General features: G+C 55.1%; 22 protein-coding genes and 2 pseudogenes. 17 read left to right on the forward strand and 7 right to left on the reverse strand.

The annotated features are described in order from the left end of the window. Entirely contained in the window at window positions 1-1224 is a 1224-nt protein-coding gene (locus FPB55_RS11870) for an acyl-CoA dehydrogenase (RefSeq protein WP_144188254.1), read from the forward strand. Then, window positions 1214-2401, forward strand: a complete 1188-nt coding sequence (locus FPB55_RS11875; RefSeq protein WP_144188256.1) for an MFS transporter — start codon at window positions 1214-1216, stop codon at window positions 2399-2401. The genes FPB55_RS11870 and FPB55_RS11875 overlap by 11 nt, the downstream gene beginning before the upstream one ends. Window positions 2402-2444: 43 nt before the next feature. Here FPB55_RS11875 and FPB55_RS11880 read toward each other — a convergent pair whose 3' ends face one another. The 3 genes and pseudogenes from FPB55_RS11880 to FPB55_RS11890 all read right to left on the reverse strand — a co-directional run. Beyond that, on the reverse strand, window positions 2445-2735 hold the full coding sequence (locus FPB55_RS11880; RefSeq protein WP_033691323.1) for a c-type cytochrome: 291 nt from the start codon (window positions 2733-2735) through the stop codon (window positions 2445-2447). Between the two features lie 273 nt (window positions 2736-3008). Continuing rightward, window positions 3009-3500, reverse strand: coding sequence for a DUF1543 domain-containing protein (locus tag FPB55_RS11885; protein WP_009686835.1), 492 nt, complete (start codon window positions 3498-3500; stop codon window positions 3009-3011). An 81-nt stretch (window positions 3501-3581) separates the two neighbouring features. Next, window positions 3582-3857: pseudogene (locus tag FPB55_RS11890) on the reverse strand (PepSY domain-containing protein); the annotation flags it as partial. Between the two features lie 40 nt (window positions 3858-3897). On the opposite strand from FPB55_RS11890, the gene FPB55_RS11895 reads away from it, so the two are divergent. The 10 genes from FPB55_RS11895 (at window position 3898) to FPB55_RS11950 (ending at window position 13007) form a co-directional block, all read left to right on the forward strand. Continuing rightward, a complete protein-coding gene (locus tag FPB55_RS11895) occupies window positions 3898-4281 on the forward strand; it encodes a hypothetical protein (RefSeq protein ID WP_144188258.1) in 384 nt (127 codons plus the stop codon). Between the two features lie 117 nt (window positions 4282-4398). Beyond that, on the forward strand, window positions 4399-4746 hold the full coding sequence (locus FPB55_RS11900) for a hypothetical protein (protein WP_144188260.1): 348 nt from the start codon (window positions 4399-4401) through the stop codon (window positions 4744-4746). Window positions 4747-4821: 75 nt separating this feature from the next. Continuing rightward, window positions 4822-5181 (forward strand): hypothetical protein, encoded by a 360-nt coding sequence (locus FPB55_RS11905; protein ID WP_144188262.1) that lies wholly within the window; start codon window positions 4822-4824, stop codon window positions 5179-5181. 165 nt (window positions 5182-5346) lie between these two features. Next, a complete protein-coding gene (locus FPB55_RS11910; protein WP_238706632.1) occupies window positions 5347-5670 on the forward strand; it encodes a hypothetical protein in 324 nt (107 codons plus the stop codon). Window positions 5671-6215: 545 nt separating this feature from the next. Beyond that, window positions 6216-8033: a Mu transposase C-terminal domain-containing protein gene (locus tag FPB55_RS11915; protein ID WP_054890517.1), complete on the forward strand. Its 1818-nt coding sequence runs from the start codon at window positions 6216-6218 to the stop codon at window positions 8031-8033. A 108-nt stretch (window positions 8034-8141) separates the two neighbouring features. Continuing rightward, window positions 8142-9014, forward strand: coding sequence for a TniB family NTP-binding protein (locus FPB55_RS11920; protein WP_054890516.1), 873 nt, complete (start codon window positions 8142-8144; stop codon window positions 9012-9014). 747 nt (window positions 9015-9761) lie between these two features. Then, window positions 9762-10805 carry a hypothetical protein gene (locus FPB55_RS11930; protein ID WP_144188264.1) on the forward strand — a complete coding sequence of 348 codons (1044 nt, stop codon included), beginning with the start codon at window positions 9762-9764 and terminating at the stop codon, window positions 10803-10805. 910 nt (window positions 10806-11715) lie between these two features. Further along, the gene (locus FPB55_RS11940) at window positions 11716-12168 is read left to right on the forward strand and encodes a hypothetical protein (protein WP_054890512.1); all 453 of its coding nucleotides are present in this window, start codon (window positions 11716-11718) and stop codon (window positions 12166-12168) included. Next, on the forward strand, window positions 12165-12575 hold the full coding sequence (locus tag FPB55_RS11945) for a hypothetical protein (protein WP_054890511.1): 411 nt from the start codon (window positions 12165-12167) through the stop codon (window positions 12573-12575). Before FPB55_RS11940 ends, FPB55_RS11945 begins: the two co-directional genes overlap by 4 nt. A gap of 75 nt (window positions 12576-12650) precedes the next feature. After that, window positions 12651-13007, forward strand: coding sequence for a hypothetical protein (locus FPB55_RS11950; protein ID WP_064314793.1), 357 nt, complete (start codon window positions 12651-12653; stop codon window positions 13005-13007). A 350-nt stretch (window positions 13008-13357) separates the two neighbouring features. On the opposite strand, the gene FPB55_RS26570 is transcribed toward FPB55_RS11950, so the two are convergent. The 4 genes from FPB55_RS26570 to FPB55_RS26580 all read right to left on the reverse strand — a co-directional run bounded on the left by FPB55_RS26570 (window position 13358) and on the right by FPB55_RS26580 (window position 16164). Continuing rightward, entirely contained in the window at window positions 13358-13735 is a 378-nt protein-coding gene (locus tag FPB55_RS26570) for an ATP-binding cassette domain-containing protein (protein WP_054890509.1), read from the reverse strand. Window positions 13736-13745: 10 nt separating this feature from the next. Further along, window positions 13746-14729 (reverse strand): ABC transporter substrate-binding protein, encoded by a 984-nt coding sequence (locus FPB55_RS11960; RefSeq protein ID WP_054890508.1) that lies wholly within the window; start codon window positions 14727-14729, stop codon window positions 13746-13748. 88 nt (window positions 14730-14817) lie between these two features. Further along, on the reverse strand, window positions 14818-15588 hold the full coding sequence (locus FPB55_RS26575; RefSeq protein ID WP_256213927.1) for an outer membrane beta-barrel protein: 771 nt from the start codon (window positions 15586-15588) through the stop codon (window positions 14818-14820). A gap of 156 nt (window positions 15589-15744) precedes the next feature. Continuing rightward, complete coding sequence (locus FPB55_RS26580; RefSeq protein WP_232892305.1) at window positions 15745-16164, reverse strand: hypothetical protein; 420 nt, start codon at window positions 16162-16164, stop codon at window positions 15745-15747. Window positions 16165-16545: 381 nt separating this feature from the next. Here FPB55_RS26580 and FPB55_RS11970 point away from each other — a divergent pair, with 381 nt between their 5' ends. From FPB55_RS11970 to FPB55_RS11990, 5 genes and pseudogenes are all read left to right on the forward strand, one after another. Beyond that, window positions 16546-18138: a hypothetical protein gene (locus tag FPB55_RS11970; protein ID WP_054890507.1), complete on the forward strand. Its 1593-nt coding sequence runs from the start codon at window positions 16546-16548 to the stop codon at window positions 18136-18138. A gap of 339 nt (window positions 18139-18477) precedes the next feature. Then, the gene (locus tag FPB55_RS11975; protein ID WP_144188266.1) at window positions 18478-18693 is read left to right on the forward strand and encodes a hypothetical protein; all 216 of its coding nucleotides are present in this window, start codon (window positions 18478-18480) and stop codon (window positions 18691-18693) included. A gap of 52 nt (window positions 18694-18745) precedes the next feature. Continuing rightward, window positions 18746-18946: pseudogene (locus tag FPB55_RS11980) on the forward strand (IS5/IS1182 family transposase); the annotation flags it as partial. 194 nt (window positions 18947-19140) lie between these two features. Then, window positions 19141-19323 carry a helix-turn-helix domain-containing protein gene (locus FPB55_RS11985; RefSeq protein WP_054890533.1) on the forward strand — a complete coding sequence of 61 codons (183 nt, stop codon included), beginning with the start codon at window positions 19141-19143 and terminating at the stop codon, window positions 19321-19323. 17 nt (window positions 19324-19340) lie between these two features. Next, entirely contained in the window at window positions 19341-22550 is a 3210-nt protein-coding gene (locus FPB55_RS11990; RefSeq protein WP_054890532.1) for a helicase-related protein, read from the forward strand. Window positions 22551-22553: the final 3 nt, after the last annotated feature.

Here is a 22553-nt window from a genome sequence, read left to right on the forward strand (position 1 = left end):
ATGCTTGAGCATGATCAACTTCATCCCGTGGCCCGGCGCATTCGCCGGTTCGTGGACCAGCGGCTGTTACCGCTGGAGCCATGCCTGGACGCAGGCGATGCCAGGGCCGAGGACTGCCTGGCGCAACTGCAGCAGGCGGCTCGCGATGCCGGCTTGTGGGGGCAGGCCAACGGCCTGGCGCCAGGCCGGCTGCTCGACTACCTGCCCTTGGCCGAGCAGGAAGGCAGGTCTGAATACGGGCCGGCCGTGTTCGGCGCCGAAGCCGTGCTGGACGGTTACATGCTACGTCACGGCAACCCACGTCTGCAGCGCGAGGTGCTTGCGCCCGTGCTGGCAGGGGAGGCGCTTGCCAGCTACGGCATGTCCGAGCCAAACAGCATCGGTTCGATACCCGCGTCGCTGACCACCCGCGCCCGTTGGTGCGGTGACCACTGGCAACTGGACGGCGAGAAGTGGTTCATCTGCCGCGCCGAGCAGGCGGCTTTCATCACCGTGGTGGCGCGTACCGCCGAAGGGCCGGTGGAGCGAGCGCTGAGCCTGTTCGTGGTGCCTGCCAGTACACCGGGGGTGGAGGTTGGTGAGCGGATGAAGGTGCTGGGGCGCTATCAGGGGCAAGCGCCGGTACGCCTGAACGCGGTCCGGCTCGCAGAGGATCAGGTGCTCGGCCAGGTGGGCCAGGGATTTGCGCTGATCCAGGAGCGCCTTGCCCTGGGGCGGCTGCTGCGTGCGGCGCACTGGCTGGGCATGGCCCAGCGCTGCTACGACCTGATGGGGGCGCGCATCGTCTCGCCCCGTGGCGCCTTGGCGCGACTGGCGGACAAGCAACTGGTGCGCCTGCGCATGGTCGAGGCGTACCAGGCCATCCATGCCGCGCGGTCGTTGCTGCACGATGCCGCGACCCGGTTTGACCAGGGCCAGAGCAATGACGTGGAGGCCAACCTGGCCAAGCTGGCTGCTTCGCGGGCCTTGAGCCTGAACGTCGATTCGGCGATCCAGATCCACGGCGCCGAAGGCTTGACCGACGGTACGCCACTCTCGGGGATTTACCGGCACGCCCGCGCCACCCACTTCATGGATGGCACCGACGATGCGCTGGTCAGTGCCCTGGGGCGACAGCTGATCGGCGCCTATCAAGAAGGAGGCGGGGTGAATTTTGCCGCGCCTTCTTCGTCTCCCATGAACTGGACAGGTTCAGTGGACGAGGACGGCCCCCATGCAGACTGATCACGTGCTGACCAGCCAGCCTTCCACCTGGCTGTTGCGCAGCTTGCTGGGCGCGGCCATGGCGCTGCCCATGCTGGTGTTCTATGCCATCGGCGCGCTGGGGCCTTTCCTGGTTGCTGACCTGCAGGTACCCGAACACTGGCTGGGTTACCTGACCATGAGCGCTTTTGGCCTGGCTGCGTTGCTGTCGTTAGGCGCCGGGGCCATCGTCGAACGGCTGGGCGGGCGTCGGGCGCTGGGGCTGTTGTTCGGCTGCTGCGCCGTGGCCTACACCTTGGCTGGCGTATTGCCGGGGTTTCTCGGGCTGGTGCTGGCGCTGGCCGTGTGTGGCGTGGCCCAGGCCTTGGCCAACCCTGCCACCAACCTGCTGATCGCTGAACAGTTTCCCGTGGCCGAGCGGGCCGCGACCGTGGGTTTCAAACAGGCCGGCGTGCAAGTGTCGGCGCTGTTCGCGGGGCTACTCTTGCCGCTGTTGGCCCAGTACCTGGGCTGGCGGGTAGCGCTGGTGCTGTTCGCGCCGTTGGCGTTGCTGCTGGGCTGGACGGTCTTGCGTCATCTACCGAGCTTACCGGCCAGTGCTCGCGGTGCCTCGACCCCCCTGCGCCGGCCCTCGACCGGGCTGGCGCTGTTGATGGCCGTGCAGTGCAGCGTGGCCATCGCCCTGTCATCGTTCGTGACCTACCTCGGCGTGTTCGCCCGTGCCCAGGAGGTGCCGGCGGTGCTGGCGGGTTCGTTGGTGGCGGTGTTCGGCGTGATGGGCATCGTCGCGCGTGTGTTGCTGACACCCCTGGCGGCGCGGATGCGCGACGAGAGCCTGATGCTGGGTGCGCTGTGCACGTTGGCGGCGCTGGCGGTATTCAGCCTGAGCCGGGCCACGCCGCAAGCCTGGATCTGGCTCTGGGTCGGTAGCATCGGCATGGGGTTGACGGCGGTGGCGACCAACGCGGTGGCCATGAGCATGGTCCTGCGTGATCGTGCATTCGGCGTGCCGGCGGCTTCGGCGAGCCTGCTGTCGGTAGGGTTCTTTGCGGGCTTCGCGCTGGGGCCGCCGATGTTCGGCGCATTGCTGCGGGCCCGGGGCTACGGCCTGGTTTTGGACACGATGATCGTGGCGTTGTTGTTGGGGATGCTGCTGTGCCTGTGGCTAAGGGCCTGGCGCCGGGCGGAGCGCCGGTAGGGGTGTTACCCGTGCGGTGCCGGGCACGGCACGGGTGGCCGCATCACTTGGACATGTAGTCGATCACTGCCTGGTAATCCTCGGCGGTGCAGTCCATGCACAGGCCTCGCGGTGGCATGGCGTTGAAGCCTTCGGTGACATGCTTGACCAGTACGTCGTTGCCCTTGGCCAGGCGAGGCTTCCAGGCGTCTTGGTCGCCCTTTTTCGGCGCCATGGGCAGTTGGCCGTTGTGGCACATCTGGCAGGCGCGGTTGAACACCGCCTCTGGCTCCTGGGCCGCCTGGGCCACGCTGGCGAGTGCCAGGCAGGTAAGCATTGCCAATGTTTTTTTCATGACCGACCTCTCAGGTTTTTTATTCGAAGCCGGAGTCTATGTAAGTGTCGGTAGCTGTCAGGTGCGACAGTTTGACTCAGGCCTGGCGCATCGACTGTGGCGGCGGCATCGCTATCAATGGTGCGGCAGGATGCCGCAGGTCGAGGGTGGTCGAGTGCCGTGCTAATTTGAAATTGGCCCGGTGTTTTGCTCTTGGCAGGGTTTTCACCGGGCCGAAAAAAGGCCGGGGCTGGTCACCAGCCCCGGCTTGGTTCTTGCCTCGGTTCATGGTCTTCAGAGCAGGATGTAATCACTGAACTGGCGAATACCCGCGTGCTCGCCCTTGACCAGATGTACATAGCGTCCCGCCACCAAGTCGACCGGCAGGCAATCGTCGACGTCGAGCACAGCGTCGGTATGCGGCTTGAGCCAATCAGATGCCATGCGTTGCTTGCCCAAGCGCTTGGCCTCGGCCTTGTCGGTAGCCGCTACCAGCAGGTACCGATGCGCTTCACCGAATACCTGCCGTTCATAGCCGCCCAGGTTCAGGAAGAACAGGCGCATGGCGTCAGGGCCCGGAGCCATCTGGCTCAGTTCGACGCGATAGCCATCGACCCCGGCGACTTCCAGCCAGGAGTCGATGTGCAGGCCTTCGGCGCTGCCGAACCAGGCTTCGCGCAACTGGGGATGGAGTTGTTCCAGCGTGTCCGCTTGGGCGAAGACCACATCGTGGACTTCGATACGAGCTCGAGGGTGGCGACCGCCGAGCATGACGATGTAGAGCATGATCAACCCTTCAGGGCAGCAAAAAGCGCTGCAGTGTGAACACTGCAGCGCTGTTCGCCAAGCACGCAATCAGCGTAACGGTTACTTGAAAACCCTGAGCAGACGTCGCCATCCCAGTACGACTCCACTGAGCGCGATTACCAGGCCACCAATGCTCATGGCGATGAGCAGGCTTTCGCGCAGCAGCGGCCTGGTCAGCAGGGGTTGCCAATCCCAGCTGTGCAGCAGGTTGAACAACCAGCGCCCGACCCGTTGCGTGCGGTCGGAGCTGGCCACCACCTCGCCGCTGGCCGGGTCCAGATATACCCACGTGCTCGCCGGGTCGGCGAAGCGCAGGCCAAGCACTGGCAAAGGGCGTGCCTGGAAACCGTCTTTTAACCACCTGATTGTGGCGTTGGTGCATCAACGGAGCACTGAAGACTCAGACGCTCAGGCATGCATTGCTTTAATCAACCTTACAGATCATCCATTGGAGGGCATCTCGGCTCTGGCATTTGCTGGACTGCTTCGGGACGACGATCTTGCCATCACCTGGGTGGCAGCTCAGTTGGCGATGCGGATGGCGATTCGGCGCCGCTCTGTTTGGTCGCCGGACAGTGGTCACGATCATACGACAGACCAGATCAGTCGCGAGCAGTCTTTGCAGATGGCTTTGACATTCGATATAGCGCAGCAGCCAAGTCAGTTCCCAGCCGTACCAAAGGCCTGGGAGCAGTTGACGATGCACTTGGAGGAGGGGAGTGAAGAGGTTTTGCGGGACCCTGATCCGTTCTTCGATTAGCGCTTTGCCGCAAGCATTTTCAAGTTTTTCCCTGTCGAACGGTGGTGTGCTTCAGATCAATATCGGCCTCTTTGGCAATCAGCGCTTGCTAGCCTCGTGGAATGGACAGCCTCGCGATTGATGCCACCTAAGGCTACGGGCAGGAAGCGCCATCCAGAAGAACACGGTTGGTACAACTCGCTTGGGCATCTGTGTGCTCGATCAGCACCCAACGTTGACGAGCAATGGTTCACCGATGTTTGCCAAGAGCCATTTCTGGTGCCGGAGCGCAATGCACTGCACATGCTGAGCCGCATTGCTCAGTCCTTGACTGTTCGTCATGTTATCGACGCCGAATGCATTCCTCCAAGCACGCTTTCGCAGTTGGAGTTGTGTGCTGAAAGACTCATCAACGATAGGGCATTCTCCGGGCACAATGACGGCTCGGTGCATGACAACGCATTGTCCCGTCTGATCTCTGCCTAGCTTTTCGTAGAGATAACAGGGGCTCCAGGCGCCAAGCGATTTGCAAATGGCGACTGGTCAGAAATCGCGATAATCATGCCCCTGATTTCCCGCATCATGAACTCCGTCGGCTGGTCATCGTTCGTGATGGGCAAATTCCTCACCCTCTGCGAACGGGCTGCAGATGCTTATCCACTGGATGCGTTCATCCATCAAGTAGGCACTGCAATGGAATCCCTACAATTGGCACAGGGGAGCTGGGCGAGCACCACGCATCCAGCGCGCATTGCAGTCGTAGTACAGCGTCTAGCGGACAGGCGTTATCCTCTCGCTCAGGAACAATCACTCGGCCTGCTCCGGATACTCGATGCATTAATAGATCTGGGCGACCGCCCCAGTTCTGCATTGGAACAGAGCGAAGCGTTCAGGGAGGTGCGGAAAACGTGCCAGCCCTAGATTGAAGGGGGAGAATGAGTGCATTTGGGGAAAGGCTGGCTTATAACTCCACTAAATAGTCATTTAGTGTAGTTATTCCTGAAACGAATATTCTAAGGGCAGGGTAGCTCATCTGCTGAACCAGGGAAAGCTCAATTCCTGGGCCGCTGCTCTTGGAGAATCTTGATGCAACCGCATCTCACACCCTGGATGGTTGAAAGCGCGTACCGCTATTGCGAGGCTGCAAAGCACCTGCTTACCGGTCACGACATGATGGCAATTGCCCAAATAAATGCAGCAATTGGCATGGAAACTCTGCTTAAAAGCTTTGTTGCCGTGCCCGATGGCCACCATGGCCAGGTCAATGAAACGTATGACCTGGAGCCCACGCTCATTAGAGATGCACACCGTGAGCTGCAGCGTTGTGACGCTCAAGAGAAAATGACCGTACCCTCAACCCCGTCTAGTTCAAGGTTTTCAGCGTTCTCATCATCTGAAGGTGATCATTAACAGGGCTTCTATAGAGCATATGATCATCTTCAGGCGTGACATTGCTTGAGGCCAAGAAAAATAACACTTGCAGCGATTTTGCGCGTGCGCTCAAAGATGATCATTTCGTAACCCCATGAAAATACTGAATGGTTTTCCGCGCTAACGAGGGTTTGCCGGTAGCAAACAATCACTTTCACTTGAGCTTAAATCAGTCTTTTTTAACCCTCATCAATATTCAAGGAGCTCCTCGGGCGTTGCGTGCGACCTAAAACTTCGGCTGGATTACTTGATTTTTTTTCATGCAATATCACCTGCGCATTAGTCGTGCTCGTGTTTATAGGTAATATAGTAAAAATTGTTTTATTTTGCATATATTGACAGATTGATTTTTTTTGTTATGAAAGAGCCACTTAGATAGTGGCCTGAAATTTGCTTGGCTTTTAATGGGGGGACTCGCTGTCAATATTCAATAATTATTTTAAGAAGAGTCGCTTTCCGTCGGGCTTTGACGTTGTTGATTCGTTGGTTTAACTTCAGCGTGCATTGAATTGCTGGAGTTGAAAATGAAAAGACCGGTAAAAGAAGGTTGCCTGGTAACACATGACGAGAAAACTTTCCGAGTGGTAGGGATCTCTCCAGACGGTTCTGTCACACTTCAAAATCTGGAGCTGAACAATTCTTTTAGTGTTCCTTTCACTGAGGTCGCGTTGTTAGAGGTCGATAACGAACGCAAGAACTACATTGACGAGCGTCGACTGGCTTGGCTTGAGCAATCAAAAAGCAACCCTAAAGAGATGCAAGTTGCAATGAGGCGCGCAGAGGGCATTGAGAGATATCGCTCAGGCAAACTCGCGCGCGCTGCATTGCTGCTTGAAATCGAGGTTTCCGAAGCAACACTAACACGTCTGCTCAGAAGGTATGACCCAGAGTTGGGTGCGGTCTCGCTGATGAGAAGTGTGCGAGGTAGGAAAGCGGCTACTCGGATGTTGAGCGATCTTCATGAACAGATCATCGACGACGGGATCGCGCGGTATCTCAAGCAAACAAAAAAACTCAGCACTTTTTCAGAGCTGTATGAGTATATTGAGTCGAAATGTGAGGTGTCCGGGCTTAAACCACCGAGCGCCAATACGCTCAAGAAGAGACTTGATGCATTTGGTGAACGCGCTGCCTACTCGTTGCGTCATGGTCGAGAGCAGATGCTGCAGAAGTTTGTCATGAAGCCAGGCTCTGTTGATGTCGAAACCATTTTGTCGATGGTGCAAATTGATCATACAAGAGTGGACGTAATAATTACAGATGCCAAGGGCCTTCCCCTAATGCGACCTTGGTTGACTGTGGTTATTGACCTTAAAAGCCGCATAGTTCTTGGGTATTACTTGGCGCTGCATGCGCCGAGCGCAGTGAGTGTTGCGATGGCACTACTTTCTGCTTGTTATCCAAAGACAGAGCAACCATTAATGATGGGTGGTGGGCAAGGCACCATGCATCGCTATTGGGGCACGCCAGCAGCAGTAGGTGCTGATAACGCTGCAGAGTTTACTTCAGACGCTTTCGAAGCAACTTTGAATTACTACAGAATCGATTTGCTTCTTAGACCTATTGGCAAAAAGCATTACGGTGGGCATGTCGAGAGGTTAATCGGTACCTTGATGGGCAAAGCACACATGCTGCCGGGAACGACGTATTCAAATGTGCTGACTAAAGCGGAATATGACTCTGCCAAAGAGTCGGCTCTAACCTACAAGCAGCTATGTAGATGGTTTGCTGATCAAGTGGCTATCTATCATGGTCGAGCTCACGAGGGGCTGCGACGCAAGACTCCATCCGAGGTGTGGGATGAGGAGATGGCCAAGCTTGGCCAAAATTATGTACCTCCGGTGCCGGGTGATTTTCGAACTTTTTTGCTGGATTTTTTCCCGTCTATCTCAAGAACCGTCCAGACCAAGGGCGTAGAATTCAATGGCGAGTTCTATGTTTCATTAGTGGTTCGCAAACTGGTCGGACAGAGACTCGTTTTTAAGTATAACCCGCTTAATCTCGGCAAAATCTGGCTGCGATTGGATGGGAAATACTATGATATCCCATACGCCGATGTAACCAAAGAGCCTATCTCAATGAGCGAGTACGTGGCTCGCACTAAGTCTGGTAGGCGTCGGCGCGGTGAGCTTGCATCTCCTGACCTCCATAAGCTAAGGCTTCAGTCTCTTGACGATGTTGATAACGCCGTCAAGGAAACCAAAAGAATCCGGCAGAGTAATGCGAAGAAATCCCAGATTTCTCAATCAATGCAGTCGATTGAGAAAGATTTGCCCGCTGACACTGATTTGAAGCCGCTTGCCTCTGATCAAACTCGCAAAAAGCTTGACTGGAAAGGGTGATGTATCACCCCTGCCGTTGACTTGATTAACCACTAGGCGACGCCTTCCATGATGATGAATGGAGTCGCCTTGTTTTGTAATAATAAAAACGATTGAAAGGGGTGAGTAATGCCGTACGAGCACTTGGAGGAAAGTCGACGCTTTGCAATGGAACTATCTGACCGAGACCGCATGGACTTCATGCGAAAGGATGTTGTTATTTCTACTGAGCACCTGAGAAATGTTCAGACGATAGCTTATAATATGATTCACATCCCAAGGGGATGCATGGAAGCACCTTGTCTTATAGTGACTGCGAGCAGCAACTATGGAAAGTCCACGATCTGCAATGCAGTGAGAGGGTTGGATCAGGAATGGTGCCGTAAAATCCGCTATGTAAATTTTGTGCGCGACACAAAAAATACAAGGGTACGCCCCCGTCCCGGCGAGAAATTGATGGGCGCATTGGGCCTTGATCCTGGTAAAGCTGGCGTTGACATCAAAATCATCACGGATTATTGCTTGGCAAATGATGTCAGAGCTATTTTCATGGATGAGTTTCAGGATTCCGTACTGCAATTGTCCAACCAAGAACAATTGGCATTTTTGTCAATGCTTCGAGGCATGTGTGGCCCTCCGCTTTACATGAGCTTTTTTGTTTTTGGCGTGTCCGAGGCACTTAATGCTCTCAGCTTTGACCCTCAGTACGAACGGCGCTTTGAAAAGTACGAGGTGACCAGGTGGCAGCAGAGCGACTCGGAATATCTGAATTTTCTCGACACTTGGGAAAGCATCATGCCGCTGGCATTTCCGTCGCGCTTATCTTCTGCTGAACTGAATACCGATATCTATTTGAAAACGGAAGGTGTTATCGGTCGAATATGCGACCTGCTTAAGGCCGCGGGAGCTTATGCTATATCGTCCGGCACAGAGAAGATCACAATGGAAATTCTCAAGCAGGCGGGAAAATCTAAGTGGCTTCAAGAGCTTCCGGCTGAATGAGTTGAGATGAAAATCCTTAAGTGCCAACTTCAGATGCAGGCGAAGAAGCAGGTCATCAGCGCTCTCCACCTGAATGACCTGGTTTTTTTGCAAGGTAAACCACTTTGCGGAAAAAGCACATTGCTATCGTTCCTGTTCTCGCGGATTGATAGCGCTCGAAAAATATGGCCGATAGTCATTCGCTCTTCCCACGCGCATCTATGTGGCTCACTAAAGCAATCACTCGTAAGCGCGCTAGGGCTACCACATTGGATTGCCAACGATTCACCTGGAGCACTGCTAAACCTCCTGCGTGAAATTAACAGCAGTGGGCTATCTGTGGTGTTAGTGATTGACGATATTGATACTTTTGTGAGCGGGCCTAGATCAAAGCATCCTGAACTTTGTGAATTTATTCTTTTTTTGAGGAATGAAATAAAGTTCCTTAAAGTGGTAGTGGCTTTAACAAACTTTAACAGCGTCGCGACCCTGGCTAGGGACTTCCGATTCAGCCGGAATTGCGTTTTAGAGTTGCGGTGCTGGTCAAGCGGAAGTGAATTTCAACAATTTGTGGTCTATGTGGCAAGGGCTTGTAACATTGAGAGACGCCAAGTGATCGGGGAGGATTTCTTGACATTTCTCCATTGCTCTACATGTGGTGCTACCGGATCTGTAATACAGACAATGAAAGTTTTGGCAATGAGTGGCGTCTTGACCAAAGGTCAAGTTGCAACTCCCAGGCATATTTCACACCTTTGGAGATTTTAAATGTTGAATATTCATAGCGGCATTGGGCATCCTAAAATTGTTACAGGTGAAACCATTCTGTCATGGGTATGCCGGGGGCTTTCCTTGGAGCAGCTAGAGAATCCGCACCTATTTCGCATGGCCATTCAGAGGTACTCTACCCCAGGCTCTCTTGAAGTTGGTTTGATTTCTGAATGGCCGCAAACCTATGACTCTGATGTGGAGTTTGATGAGTCCAGTGAACTGATCTCTGTGCTCCAAGACACCTACGATGAGTGCACTACCTTTATTGGAGGTTACTTTCGCAGTAGTGGGTTGCCATTAACAAATTTGCACTACAGAAACCTATCCTGTGAGGACTGTCTTGCTCACAGCTTTTTCTCATTTCGTTTCCCTGTCTGGAAGAAAGACTGGTGTTATCTCACATCTGCATATTGCCCTGAACACCAGAGGTTACTTACATGTCCACCAACGCTCCCGCCAATCGAAAGCCGTATGTGGGATTGCTATCTGCACAATTTGTGGCGAGGGCGTAGTCCAGCGAAGCCTGAGGAAAGACGATTGGCGTTGTTGGCTGGAAAGGCTCAAGCTTGGATACAAAAACGTGTCGCAACTCATCCGTTGGAGTCTGACGTACTCCATAGTTTATATGGACTTCTCCTAAGTAGGCGTACGCTCCATGCAGTTGAAGGAGTAGCAGCATCTGGTTTTGGTCATCCACCAAGATCTCCATATCGCTGGTGTCTGAATGTGCAAGACCGACTGGATTTCGGAATGCACTCTGCCAACGGGGTTCAGCGAGGGGGTGCAATGCTGTTAATGGGGTGGCTCTTAGGCCTCTATCCAGCCAAGGATATCAATAATGCCATTCATGGAAATCGCATGGTGCGGCGTTCATTGCCCAAAAATCCACGCATGCTTGGTTCTTTAGCTGCACGAGTCTGCACAAGTAGGGAAGAGGGTGAGTTGATAGCCCACCAGCTGAAAGCCCTCAGAAAGTATGAGACCGAGAATATCGCCGAGTTTATGGATGGGCTCAACGCTGTGTTGTTGTCCTTAAGATGACTGCTTGGCGAGCAGCAGGCTTTTCCACCGACATCTGAACCACACCACTTACGTATGCTTAGCCCGTCAAGGCTATAAAGCTTGTACTCTTTTCCAGATCCTGCCGACAGTAGACTGATGCACTCCCACTTCATCTGCAGTCTCTTTTCGGCTCAACCCTCGATCGCGGCAAGCCAGAATAGCCTCTACTGTGTCCGGAGGCGTCCTCCGACCGGGCTTGGTCTTTACAAGTGATCCTTCCTGAAATTCTCCAGGCCATCTTGCTATCACACCTAATTCCGCCAGTCGCTGGGCGTCCAGTCGGAGGTGCAGGAGCAACTCACTGTGAGATTGGCCTCGATCAAGGCTCGCTGCGACGGTGAGGAGGGTGAGGGCATCGACCTGAAGCACTGAGGCCAATGCTTCCAGCGTATCGAGGGTTACGCCGCTTTTGGCGGTTTCGAGGTTGTACACGTGCTTGGGGTCAACCAGACCCTGGAAGTCATCCTTGCTGAGGCCGCGCGAAGTCCTCACGAGCCGAAGGACTGCGGCTAATGACTCTCTCAGTGGCATGACGGCTCCTCAAAGCTGAGGATAGAGCCACATTGATTAAATTCAATCCATGGAATATATTCCCTGTTCTGCACGGGGCGCCTGATTGGTCGAGCGAGGCGGAGCCGGACGTTTGATCTCGAGCTCAGTGCTCATCGCCAATTTATGGAAAACCTTTACGACAGGCTCACACGGCCCTGTATGCACCGATCGACTAGGGTTAAGGCTCTCGGGGACACGGGTTCGCAGCAGTGCCATGTGTGCCGTGCACGTTCACCTCTGATACGGATTAGTCGGAGCCGCCACGCAGGGCCGCGGTAGGGCAACAACCCGAAATTTTCAATGCGTCGCCCAAGCGATGGCTTCACCGAGATGATCGATGTTCAGAACAGACGACAATGATATGGCAGGCCTCCCAGGGATGTTTGGTGAGGGGCTTGCTCATTGGCATGCCGTGACGCGAATGCTCCGAAAGCACTGGTTCCATCTCTCGGTTGTGATGGTCGCGCAGGGCAAGGGTCATGAGTTTGAGCTCATGGTCAATGACGAGCTGAAATTGCAGCAAGTCCTCCAGGCTCAGGACGAGGCGGTTTACGTCAAAGAGATCCAGGTTGTCACCCCAGCGAACATGAATGGTAGCGGTGCATGGCGGATGGAGAAGGTGAAGAGCCTGGCGATCGGAGATGACCAGGCTCGTGATGCCGTTTGTGTAGTCACGGTTGATAGTGGAGCTGTTTATCACGACTCGTATCGTTCGAATCTAGATGTGGCGTCGCTCACCAACATGCGGGTTTTGTACGATTCCCTGAGCGCGAAAAGGAGCTTGCAATGAGCGAAGGTAAGCTCGAAGGCTCAGTCGACAGCGAGCTCCTACTAGATAACCATGTCCCGGCTGCCGGCCTTGAGCTCTCTGTTGAAGCTGCTCGTGCTCTGGTTGTCGAGCGTTTCCCACGTAGGTCGTACTGCATCGTCGAGAACTGGACGCTGTTCGAGCCTGACCTAACCGAGGAAGAGCTTGCCAAGGTCAACGCCGTAGGCCTGTTGCCTCTGATCGTTTTTGCCCATTGCGTTGTTGACGACAGTGAAGGGCGTTTCCCACCTGGTGGCTGGGTTCGGTCGACGATGTGTGCCTCATTCGTGGATGGGGTTTTCGCTGCAACGAGGAACACTGTCTACGTGCTGCTAGGCCCCGGACGTCGTCAGAAGGCCAGCCTCAAAACCATCTTCTCTTTCTTTTAAGAATCGCGTCGCTGCTTCCAAAGCTGAGGCCTTTAGCGGCCTACCCGCCGGCGCTTCATGTTGTAAGGATACTCAATGACCACCTCCATCAATCTCGACTTTCTCAGCAAGCGGCACACTGACTTCGATTTGAGGCGAATCGCCCGGGCGATGGAGCAAGGGTTCGATGAGCCTGTTACCGCCTACCTAACAGATGCTTTCATCATGTCTCGAGTCGGAGGAGGTGTGATGTTTGGGTTTGAAGGTGACGACCCTGCAGGCCGTTATGCTGATGGTCGTGTCGTTCAGACGGCAAAGGTCAATCGGGTTGAGAAGGAAGGGCGGTTTTGGGTGCTGACCACGGTGGAAGGTAGCCGCTATGTGATGGCTGCGTTTCGCCGAGAAGGCGGTCGAAACTCACTTCGGGATTTCCTGCAGATGGCCAAGGCGTAAAGCCCTTCGAGCGAGGTGATATTCATGACGTTGGCAGTTCGGCTTCCTGGGGCAGCGCCGGTGACTCTTACGTAGATTCAGTCGAAATTCGGGGTGGGCTACATGGTAGGGTGAGTGTTGCCTCCCAGCTTTCATTGGGCACCGAGGCTTGCGACACTCCAGGCAAACAGGTTTTTGGCAAGTGGTTGTGTACGTTGTGTCCGGGGATTTCTGGGCGTGCCGCATCCGCGGACGGCTGTCGTGAACCGAGCCACATTGTGTCTCGGCCCTGCGGGCTTCCATCCTCACGCTCTTCGGCCGTGCCGGCCTGCGAGCTCTGCTTGCATGGAGCTTTGCTCAGCAGTGAGTACTTAGCGAAGGCCTAAGGTTTCCCTTCTGAACGCCCCCAAGCTCGCCACCCAGTTGCGAAAGATCGTGTGAAGGTTGTTGGCGAGGTCGCGGCAACACTCTGGCGTAAAGACTGAGCCCAAGTCATCCTCGGTTTTCACATACGTGCCATTTCGAGCCGTTTGCGATCTAGAAGCGTCAGCGAACCAGCCGGCCGGTTGGCCTTTTTGAGTAGACATAACGCCTCCCGCGATGAGGTTGAACAGAGTGCTCTTGCCTGCTCCGTTGGGCCCAATGATGCCGAGCGCCTCGCCCTGCCCGAGGCAGAGGTCGACGCCTTCGGTTACCTTGAATGAACCATAGCTCTTATGCACATTTTCCAGTGCGAGTAGCTGCTCCATCACAACCTCCTCACCGGTAAACAATCTGCTGCATTTCGCCGCCAACGGGAATAACGGCAGCACTGGCGTTGCTGGTGATGACCAGATCGAACTTGCCGCTGCCCTGCATGCGCCACTGACCGCCAACCAGAGGCGTCTTCGCTACGTTCTTGCTCGGGCTGTCGCTCCAGTTCACCGGCCCCACCACGGTATTCAGGCGTGTCTTGCGCAGCGCGTCTCGAACCGCTTCAGGATTACCGACTTCCTCAGTTCGTTTGAGGATGTCGACGGCCAGCTCGAAGAGCGCGTGAACGAAGCCCAGCGGTTGCGTCCATTGCTTGCCGGTGGCCTGGGTGAACTCGTTGGCCAACTGGCTCGATGATGCACCCGTGAGGGAGGAGCTGAACGGATGATTGGGGCTCCACCAGACCTCGGTCGAGAGGTTGTGCCCTGATTTGCCGAGTGTCTCGACTGCGCTCGGGAACAACAGCGCTTTACCGACCGAGACGATCTTGGGCTCGAAGTTCTGCTGGCGCGCCTGCGTCCAGAAGGTCGTGAGGTCGGGCGGGATGACCACCCCTGTGACGATTTCGGTGTTGGCCTTCTTGAATGCCGACAGCTGCGCCGAGAAGTCATCGGTGGTCGTCTCGGATGTGGAAGACACCAGCATCAGGTCAACCTTGTCAGACAGAATCAGCTCGCTGGCAACTTCCGCTGCCCGGTTCGGGTTCGATTGGCTGTCCTTGACCACGACCTCGAACTTGTAGGTCTTGCCGCCAATGCCAATGGTGTTGCTCATCACGCGCTGCAGCGATTGGAGGATGTACTGGTCAGCTGCAGCGAAGGGGGCGAGCGGCCCTGTTTGCGGGCTGACGTAGCCAATCTTGATGGTACGCTCAGCCGCCAGCAGTGGCCCGAAGGGCATGGTGGCGAGTGCAGCGGTACCCGCCACGATGCCAGTGGCGCGCAGGAAGTTGCGCCGCGTTACCGGTAAACCACCGACGAGGTTTTTTATTGTTGTCGTCTCGCATGGTCAGCTCCGACGTTGGGGTGAAGGCCAGGTCTGGCCGCCCACCTGAACCAGGTCAGGTGGCGGACAGGGTTTAGAAGAAGACGGTGGCGTCGAACGACAGCACCAGTTGTGCATCCCGATTTCCATCGCCGAAAGCATCTCGCCCAGGCCCAGAGTGGATGTCGTAACGCGCCTCGGGGCGCAGGCGCAGGTTCGGCGTCGGCAGCCAGGAAAGGTTGGTGGTGACCGCGTAGAAGCTGCCCCAGCTGGGGTCAGGGATATCGGTGCGCGAGTCGATATTGGCCATTACCACATGTACCGGCGCATCGGTGTAGAACCACTCTGCGCGGTTGTTCCAGCTCAGGTTCTCGCTCAACTGATGGTGGAAGTTGAAGTTGGCGCCGTACCAGGTGGCATCGGTTTTGTTGGCAAAGCCCGCGAGCGCACCGTTCTTTTGCTTGCCGTACGAGGTCTCAACAGCAATTCGATTGGTCGGATCGAGCTGGTGCGATACGGTCAGGTAGGTCTCGTAGCGCTGGGCTGTGTCGTCTTTATTGCCAGCGGGCATGGGCGAGCCACAGGCGCAGTTGGCGAAGCTGTCGCCCGCGCCGTTGCCGTAGATGTTCTCCCAGTCCACCCAGGTGCCGAAGTCGGCAGACCGCCAGCGGACGTTGGCGATGACATGCGGGTCGTGGTTCTCGCTCTGCAGGTTGTTCCATCCCTGAACGACGCCGACCTCAAAACCGAGCATACTATCGCCCGGTGCCGACGGCCGCTTGAAGGAGTACAGGGCACCGGCATGCTTGGCTGGCCCATGCATGAAGGAATAGGTGTGGCTGTAGAAGTCTGTGGCGCTGGGGATGGCAGCGGGAAGCCAATCTCATTCTCCAGCGGGGTATGAAAGATGCCAAGCATCAAGTCCGAGCCACTGAGCACAGGGAAGTAGAACTCCAGGTAGGCCTGAGCGATGGTGAACGCCTCGTCCTCGGGCTTGTTGTTCCGGTTGACCCCGAGGTCTTCATCCCAGCCGCAGGTCTTGAAGTAACGGGCGTCTTTGCCATAGACCGTCGTGACGTTGAAACCCTAGTCGGCTTCCTGCGGCATTGGGCCGGAACGGGCCGATGCGCCCTTGGACGTTGCTGACGGGGGAGCGCTGGATTCCTAAGGCCAACTGGTTGAGGTTGAAGCCTTTATCCGTGTTGAAAAAAGCCTGCTTGCTGACGTCGTCGGTGGAGTTGTTGTTGTAGATCAGGCCTGCTTGTGCCCAACCGTAAACCTTGACGCCATAGTCCTCCTTCAACTGTTTCCCCAGTGCGGCACTACCGACCAGGCTGCCCAAAGGATCTTCTGCTGCGAGCGCACCCGCAGAGCAAAGGACTCCGATTGTCAAAATGGGGGCGAGACGAAGCGCTGCATTCTTAAACCCATGTGTGGACATACCTGCTTCCTTTTATTTTTATTTCGGGCGAGGCTGCTGAGTGTTGGCGCTCACCGACTCAATTGACGGGAGGCTTGGAGGTGAGGTTACGCGCCGCTAGATCCGCGAACAATTATGTTTTGAGCGACCTGAGTGTTTGCGTTTTTCGACTAATCCGGGTCGCCTTGAGGCCTTTGCTTGACATGGTTCGTGAGCGTTGCCATTTCTGGGGGAAGGTGCGTCCAGGCGCCCAGTAAGGGCTTATTTGCTTAACCCCTCAATTTGTTGATAATCCTGCCGACACCTTTGTCGAGTTCACAAGGCATTCAAGAGATGCCACCGTCGAGTAATGTGTGACGTCGACGTCAACTAAAAAGCTCATTCAGCCCAAGGAAGAATGAATTGATCCGTAAGATTTTGCTGGCCGCTTTTACTTTGGTAGCTATACAGCAAGCCGTGGCAAAAGGCGAAGAAGAAATGGCATCTTTTGTCAGTTTTCTCACGGAGCCTGCGGCTTGGCGCTCACTCGGTACGCTCGACCCAGGTGTTGAGCAGGGTGTCCCGCACGACGTCTATCGCAACAGCGCTGTGATTGCAGCCACCATAGCTAAGCAGGGTGTGAATGTGCCGTATACACGCCTGGCGACCGATCCCCAGCAAGCTCGTGAGATGTTTAAAAGCTATCTAACCAGTGTGATAGGTGATAAAAACTTTAAGGCTGATGAGAAGTCCTGCGGAATTGGTGTCGCACATTTGTACAGCGGTATATTGGCGCAGTACCTGCGTAGCCGTGGGCCGAAATGGGTTAACCCAGGACTGTCTGACCAAGCTGCCATAGAAGCGGCGTCCACTGCAGCAGGGCTAATCCTTCCTGCCAGGCAGGCACTCGCCACATTGTGTGACACGTGGCGGTACAGGGAGGTTGCTAGGGCTTATGATGCGTTCTTGAAGCGGATTGACGGAGAAATGCCGTATCTCCTCAATCAAGGTCTGCCTATCAGCAAGGTTAGGGACGATAAAATTCTCGCTGAGAAAGCGGCCTCCGATCAGCTTGTGGTTGCAGGTGAGCGGTCGTTGGAGCGTCGAAATAACATGCTCACCGAGCTGTCTTCGATAGGGCTAAAAATTGCCGATCCCTATGCGGCTTGCATGGATTACAAGAGCGATCCAACGGCGCTTCAAAAAAATCAGTGTATGTCGAATGCCCTGAATGCTGAACAAATCCGCCATACAACCAGCTTCAAAGCGTCGCTGGCCGGCGTGTCAAAATCGCGTACTCAAGAAATTGTGAGTAAGCATGAAAGTTTTAACAGTCAGTATTACGGTATCTGCAACAAGGCCCAAGCTGCCGGCAAGTCACCTGATGAGTCGGAACAGCAAAGCTCGGAAATATTTTATCGGTGCGCATTCGTGCAGCTCAGAAAGAATGAGGCCGAGCGCGCGCGAACGCCCATTAAGACTGACGTTCAATTGGGGGCTGACCTGTACACTCAGTCACAAACCCTGCGGGTGGCGAATGAGCTAACGGATGAGTCGAGAACCATGTATCTCAGCCTCCTTCAACAATCCAGTGAGCTGGGCAACATGGACGCCAAGTTGGCGTTGGCAACCGCCAATGCAGCGGATCTGAGCGATATTAAATCGCTGGATATGGCTGAAAGATTGCTGAATCAGGTTGAGCAAGCCAGAGGCACCTCGACTGAAACTGTTGAACTGCGGAACAAGATCTCCGGCCCACTCCAGGAGTACCGGTTTGCCCATAGCCCCGCTCAGCTTCGAAAAACCCATCATGCTTCGATGGCCTCCGGCAGTGATGATGCTGAGAGAGCGGCATTGGCCATGGACGATATGTCGCGCGCTGGGGGCATGTGTGACAATCTGGTTGTTCAGGCTTACGGTTACGCAGCTAACAAGAATATGGACGAGAATATCCGCGTTATTATCATTACCGACAAGCTAATAGGCGCTGCTGCTAAAATTGGTTGCATACGCTGATCTCTGATTAAACGTCGTGTCGGGAAGGGGCGGAAAGGCCCTTTCCCGTGGTGTGCGAACGGGGCTTAATCCATCCTGAAGTAGTGTTGGCTACTGCTGCACTCTTGGATTTATAATTTTTCTATAAGCAGCAATATTTTTTTTGATGCAAAACCGTGGGCGAATGAAAATAGTCCTGTCTCGTCCAAGCACCGCGTGTAGGATGCATGCAAATGTATCGATTGTTGTCGCCAAAATATCGCCCCCCCCCCCCCCAGAAAACACTCTGCGCTATTGAAGTGATGGTGGGCAATCGCTCAATCTCAAGCAGCCAACAACAACGCTAACAGGAGTAACGTAATGGCTGTCTATGTGGTGACATGGAATCTCAATCAAGAGCGTAGCAATTATGACCAAGCGCGACGCGCATTCATTGCTCATCTTGAACGATATGATAATTGCAAGGAACCGGGGGTGGAGTCGGTGCGCTGGATCAGTAGCACAGGCAGTGCAGCTCAAATTTCTGAAGATTTGCGAACTAAGGATTCTCCGATCAAGTCAGCACAAGTCATCTGACCTGTGCTGAAATAGCCCTCCGTCCAACTGCCCTCTACAAGCCCTCCATCCCATGAGTCAGATGAGCTTCTCCGATTCCGAGTACGCCGGTAAGCGCAAGCAAACCCGTCGCGAGCGTTTCCTGGCCGAGATGGAGCAGGTGGTGCCGTGGAGCGGTTTGGTGGCATTGATCGAGCCGCATTACCCAAAGGTTGGCGGTGGTCGCAAGCCGTATCCACTGGAAACCATGCTGCGCATTCACCTGCTGCAGAACTGATTCTCGTTGAGCGACCCAGCCATGGAAGAGGGTAGGGCTCACCGCGCAGGCGAAGCTGATCTCTCATGTTCAATTCGGCTGAGGTGAAGTACGCGAAAGGCGTTCTAGCCTCACTGTCGTGAGGTCAGGTCGCGATTGTTGATTCCCCGATTTTCCCCTATTCTCTCAAGCTCAAAATAGGGGGCGGTGAAATGCCTGAAGACATAATGACCCTGAAGGAAGTGGCCGGGTACCTGAAGCTGGCGGAGAAGACAGCCTATCGTCTGGCCGCCAAAGGGAAAATCCCTGGCTTCAAGGTCGGGGGAAGCTGGCGGTTTCGAAAAAACGCTATAGAAGACTGGATCGACCAGCAAACGACCAAAAATCGCACTTGAACTAGGGTGGACAAGCTTTGTTACTGGACAACAGAAATAACGGTCATGTTGGGAACACGCTGCGCGATCACCTTACCGCAGGATCGAAGCTATCCGTGCTTTCAGGCCTATTCACCATCTATGGCTTCTCGGCGCTCAAAAAGGAGCTTTCCCGCATCGATGGGGCAAGGCTACTACTGTCTGACTGGGAAGGCTCGCCGCTTCAGGCGCTCATCGGGTCGGATGCTGACCTGCGCCTTGTGAACCAGCTTGATCAGAAACGCATCGCCAGAGAGTGCGCTAAATGGCTCGCCAGCAAGGCCGATGTGCGGTCAGCCAATGCGGCCCAGAACATGTTTCTTGTCGAAAACGGTAGTCAGGGGAGTTTTGCCATCCACGGCAGTTCTGCCTTCACTCCTGCAGGTCTGGGTGAAGTTCAGGTTGACACCCCGCTGATGAATACCGGTATCAACGAGCCGGAAACGACCAAGCAGCTTCTGTCCTGGTTTAACTCTGTCTGGTCGGACGCCCCTAAAGCGCGCGACATCAAGGATGAGCTCCTTGAGAAGCTGGAGTTCATCGCCGCCGACCAGCCGGGCGACTTCATTTACTTCCTGACGCTCTACAACATTTTCAAAGACTTCCTCGATGACATCGATGAAGACAGCATCATCAAGACCAAGACCGGATTCAAGGACACCCTTGTCTGGAACAAGCTTTACAAGTTTCAGAAGGACGGCGTACTGGGGGCTATCGACAAGCTCGAAAAGCACAATGGCTGCATCATCGCCGACAGTGTCGGTTTGGGCAAAACCTTTGAGGCGCTGGCCGTCATCAAGTACTACGAGCTGCGTAATGACCGTGTGCTGGTGCTATGCCCGAAAAAGCTCCGGGACAACTGGACGATCTACACCATTAACGACAAGCGCAACCTGCTGGCCCAGGATCGCTTCAACTATGACGTCCTGAACCATACCGACCTGTCGCGCACGAAAGGCAGCTCCGGCGAGATCAATCTCGAAACCCTGAACTGGGGAAATTACGACCTTGTCGTCATCGACGAGTCGCACAACTTCCGCAACAACAACCCCACCAAAGGCACCAAAAACCGCTATAGCCGCCTGATGGAGGACATCATCCAGTCAGGTGTGAAGACCAGGGTGCTGATGCTCTCCGCCACGCCGGTAAACAACCGCATGAACGACCTGAAGAATCAGGTCGCCTTCATCACCGAGGGGCGTGATGACGCCTTCAGCGATGTCGGCATTAAAAATGTGGAAAGCACACTGCGCCTGGCTCAGAAGCAGTTCAACCAGTGGGTCAAGCAACCGCCTGAAAGCCGTAGCGTCGAGTCCTTGCTGGATACGATGAGCTTTGACTATTTCAAGCTGCTCGATATCGTCACCATCGCGCGCTCCCGCAAGCATATTCAGAAATACTACGGCACGGCAGATATCGGCCAGTTCCCCGTGCGATTGCCACCGCAGAACATCTATGCGGACATCGATGCCACCCACGAATTTCCGCCGCTCAAGGAAGTGAACAAGACAATCCGCAGGCTGTCGCTCGCAGGCTACTCGCCGATGAAGTTCGTTCGGACTGACAAGAAGGATGAGTACGCGCGGCGCTATGACAACGCTGTGGGCGATGGCAAGGGCGTGTTCAAGCAGGTCGACCGGGAAGAGAGCCTGATCCACCTGATGCGGGTGAACCTGCTCAAGCGCATGGAGAGCTCGATCAGCTCGTTCACGCTCACCTCCCAAAAACTGCTGGCGCAGGTGGTAGCGCTGCTGCAGAAAATCGACGCCCATGAAAGCGGCGACATCGAAGCACTGAATATCGAGGATATTCACGACTTTGAAATGGACTCGCCGGAACTTGAGCCCTTCATGATCGGCAATAAAACCCGCGTCCTGCTCCAGGACATGGATCTCATCCGGTTCCGGCAGGAGCTGGAGGCGGACAGGATCTTCCTGACCACTATCGTCGAATCCGCGCAAACCGTGGGTGCGCCACGCGATGCAAAGCTCGAAAGGCTTAAAGAGGTCATTGCCCAAAAAGTCCGAGAGCCCCTTAATCCGGGAAACAAGAAGGTCATCGTCTTCACGGCCTTTGCCGATACCGCGAAGTACCTCTATACCCATCTTGTCGATTGGGCGCGGGACGAACTAGGTATCCACAGTGCCCTCATCACGGGGGGCGGCACCAACAAGACGACCCTTGCCGGAGCAGGCTCGGATCTGAACAACCTCCTGACAGCTTTCTCCCCTGTGTCTAAGGAGCGCGGAAAGATTGATCCCGACGCGAAGGCTGAGATTGACCTGCTGATTGCCACTGATTGCATCAGCGAGGGTCAAAACCTTCAGGATTGCGACACGCTCATCAACTACGACATTCACTGGAACCCGGTCAGGATCATCCAGCGCTTTGGTCGCGTTGATCGCTTGGGCTCGAAAAATACCAGAATCCAACTCATCAACTTCTGGCCGAATATGGAGCTGGACGAATACATCAATCTGGAAGCACGGGTGGCAGGCCGCATGATGCTTCTGGATGTCTCGGCCACGGGCGAGGAAAACGTCATCGACGCCAACGCCCAGGAAATGAACGACCTGGAATATCGACGCAGGCAGCTTCAGCAACTCAAAGATGCCGTGGTCGATCTGGAAGACATGGCGGGTGGCGTCTCCATCACCGACTTAACCCTGAACGACTTCCGCATGGATCTTTCGGGCTACATGAAGAAGGGGTTGCACCAGCTGGCGCAGGCTCCCCACGGCCTCTATGCGGCAGTCACCATTGATGCCGATCTCAAAGCTGACGGCCTCAAGCCCGGCGTCATCTTCTGCTTGAAGAGCATCAGGGATGGTCATCGCGCCGTCCAGGTGGACGAGAACTATCCGCTTGCGCCGTTCTTCCTGGTCTATGTCACGGACGAAGCCGTCGTCGAGCTCAACTTCACGCAAAGCAAGAAGGTACTCGACCTTCTGAAGAAACACGGTCTCTCGGCGACAGCTGTTGATGAGGAGGCGGCCGGGCAGGTAAACGACCGTACAAGGAATGGTTCCGACATGGCGCACTACCAGCAGCTAATCGCCGTCGCGGTGGATAGCATTGCAGGCAAGAGCGAAGAAAAGGGCGTACAAAGCCTCTTCACGAAAGGCGGTACGGTGCTGACCGCGATCAGCAGCCAGGGCATTGAGGACTTTGCTGTTGTAACCTACCTCATCATCACGGACGCTCCGTAAGGC

Source organism: Pseudomonas sp. BJP69 (genome assembly GCF_007633355.1).
GTDB classification, from domain to species: Bacteria; Pseudomonadota; Gammaproteobacteria; order Pseudomonadales; family Pseudomonadaceae; genus Aquipseudomonas; species Aquipseudomonas juntendi.

Excerpts from the sequence above, each read along its gene's own strand:
- FPB55_RS11950 (WP_064314793.1), top strand. The coding sequence starts at position 12,651 with ATGACCACCTCCATCAATCTCGACTTTCTCAGCAAGCGGCACACTGAC.
- FPB55_RS11930 (WP_144188264.1), top strand. The coding sequence starts at position 9,762 with ATGTTGAATATTCATAGCGGCATTGGGCATCCTAAAATTGTTACAGGT.
- FPB55_RS11880 (WP_033691323.1), bottom strand. The coding sequence starts at position 2,735 with ATGAAAAAAACATTGGCAATGCTTACCTGCCTGGCACTCGCCAGCGTG.
- FPB55_RS11915 (WP_054890517.1), top strand. The coding sequence starts at position 6,216 with ATGAAAAGACCGGTAAAAGAAGGTTGCCTGGTAACACATGACGAGAAA.
- FPB55_RS11945 (WP_054890511.1), top strand. The coding sequence starts at position 12,165 with ATGAGCGAAGGTAAGCTCGAAGGCTCAGTCGACAGCGAGCTCCTACTA.
- FPB55_RS11875 (WP_144188256.1), top strand. The coding sequence starts at position 1,214 with ATGCAGACTGATCACGTGCTGACCAGCCAGCCTTCCACCTGGCTGTTG.
- FPB55_RS11940 (WP_054890512.1), top strand. The coding sequence starts at position 11,716 with ATGTTCAGAACAGACGACAATGATATGGCAGGCCTCCCAGGGATGTTT.
- FPB55_RS11920 (WP_054890516.1), top strand. The coding sequence starts at position 8,142 with ATGCCGTACGAGCACTTGGAGGAAAGTCGACGCTTTGCAATGGAACTA.
- FPB55_RS11870 (WP_144188254.1), top strand. The coding sequence starts at position 1 with ATGCTTGAGCATGATCAACTTCATCCCGTGGCCCGGCGCATTCGCCGG.
- FPB55_RS11905 (WP_144188262.1), top strand. The coding sequence starts at position 4,822 with ATGCCCCTGATTTCCCGCATCATGAACTCCGTCGGCTGGTCATCGTTC.
- FPB55_RS11910 (WP_238706632.1), top strand. The coding sequence starts at position 5,347 with ATGCAACCGCATCTCACACCCTGGATGGTTGAAAGCGCGTACCGCTAT.
- FPB55_RS26580 (WP_232892305.1), bottom strand. The coding sequence starts at position 16,164 with ATGTCCACACATGGGTTTAAGAATGCAGCGCTTCGTCTCGCCCCCATT.
- FPB55_RS11985 (WP_054890533.1), top strand. The coding sequence starts at position 19,141 with ATGCCTGAAGACATAATGACCCTGAAGGAAGTGGCCGGGTACCTGAAG.
- FPB55_RS11885 (WP_009686835.1), bottom strand. The coding sequence starts at position 3,500 with ATGCTCTACATCGTCATGCTCGGCGGTCGCCACCCTCGAGCTCGTATC.
- FPB55_RS26570 (WP_054890509.1), bottom strand. The coding sequence starts at position 13,735 with ATGGAGCAGCTACTCGCACTGGAAAATGTGCATAAGAGCTATGGTTCA.
- FPB55_RS11975 (WP_144188266.1), top strand. The coding sequence starts at position 18,478 with ATGGCTGTCTATGTGGTGACATGGAATCTCAATCAAGAGCGTAGCAAT.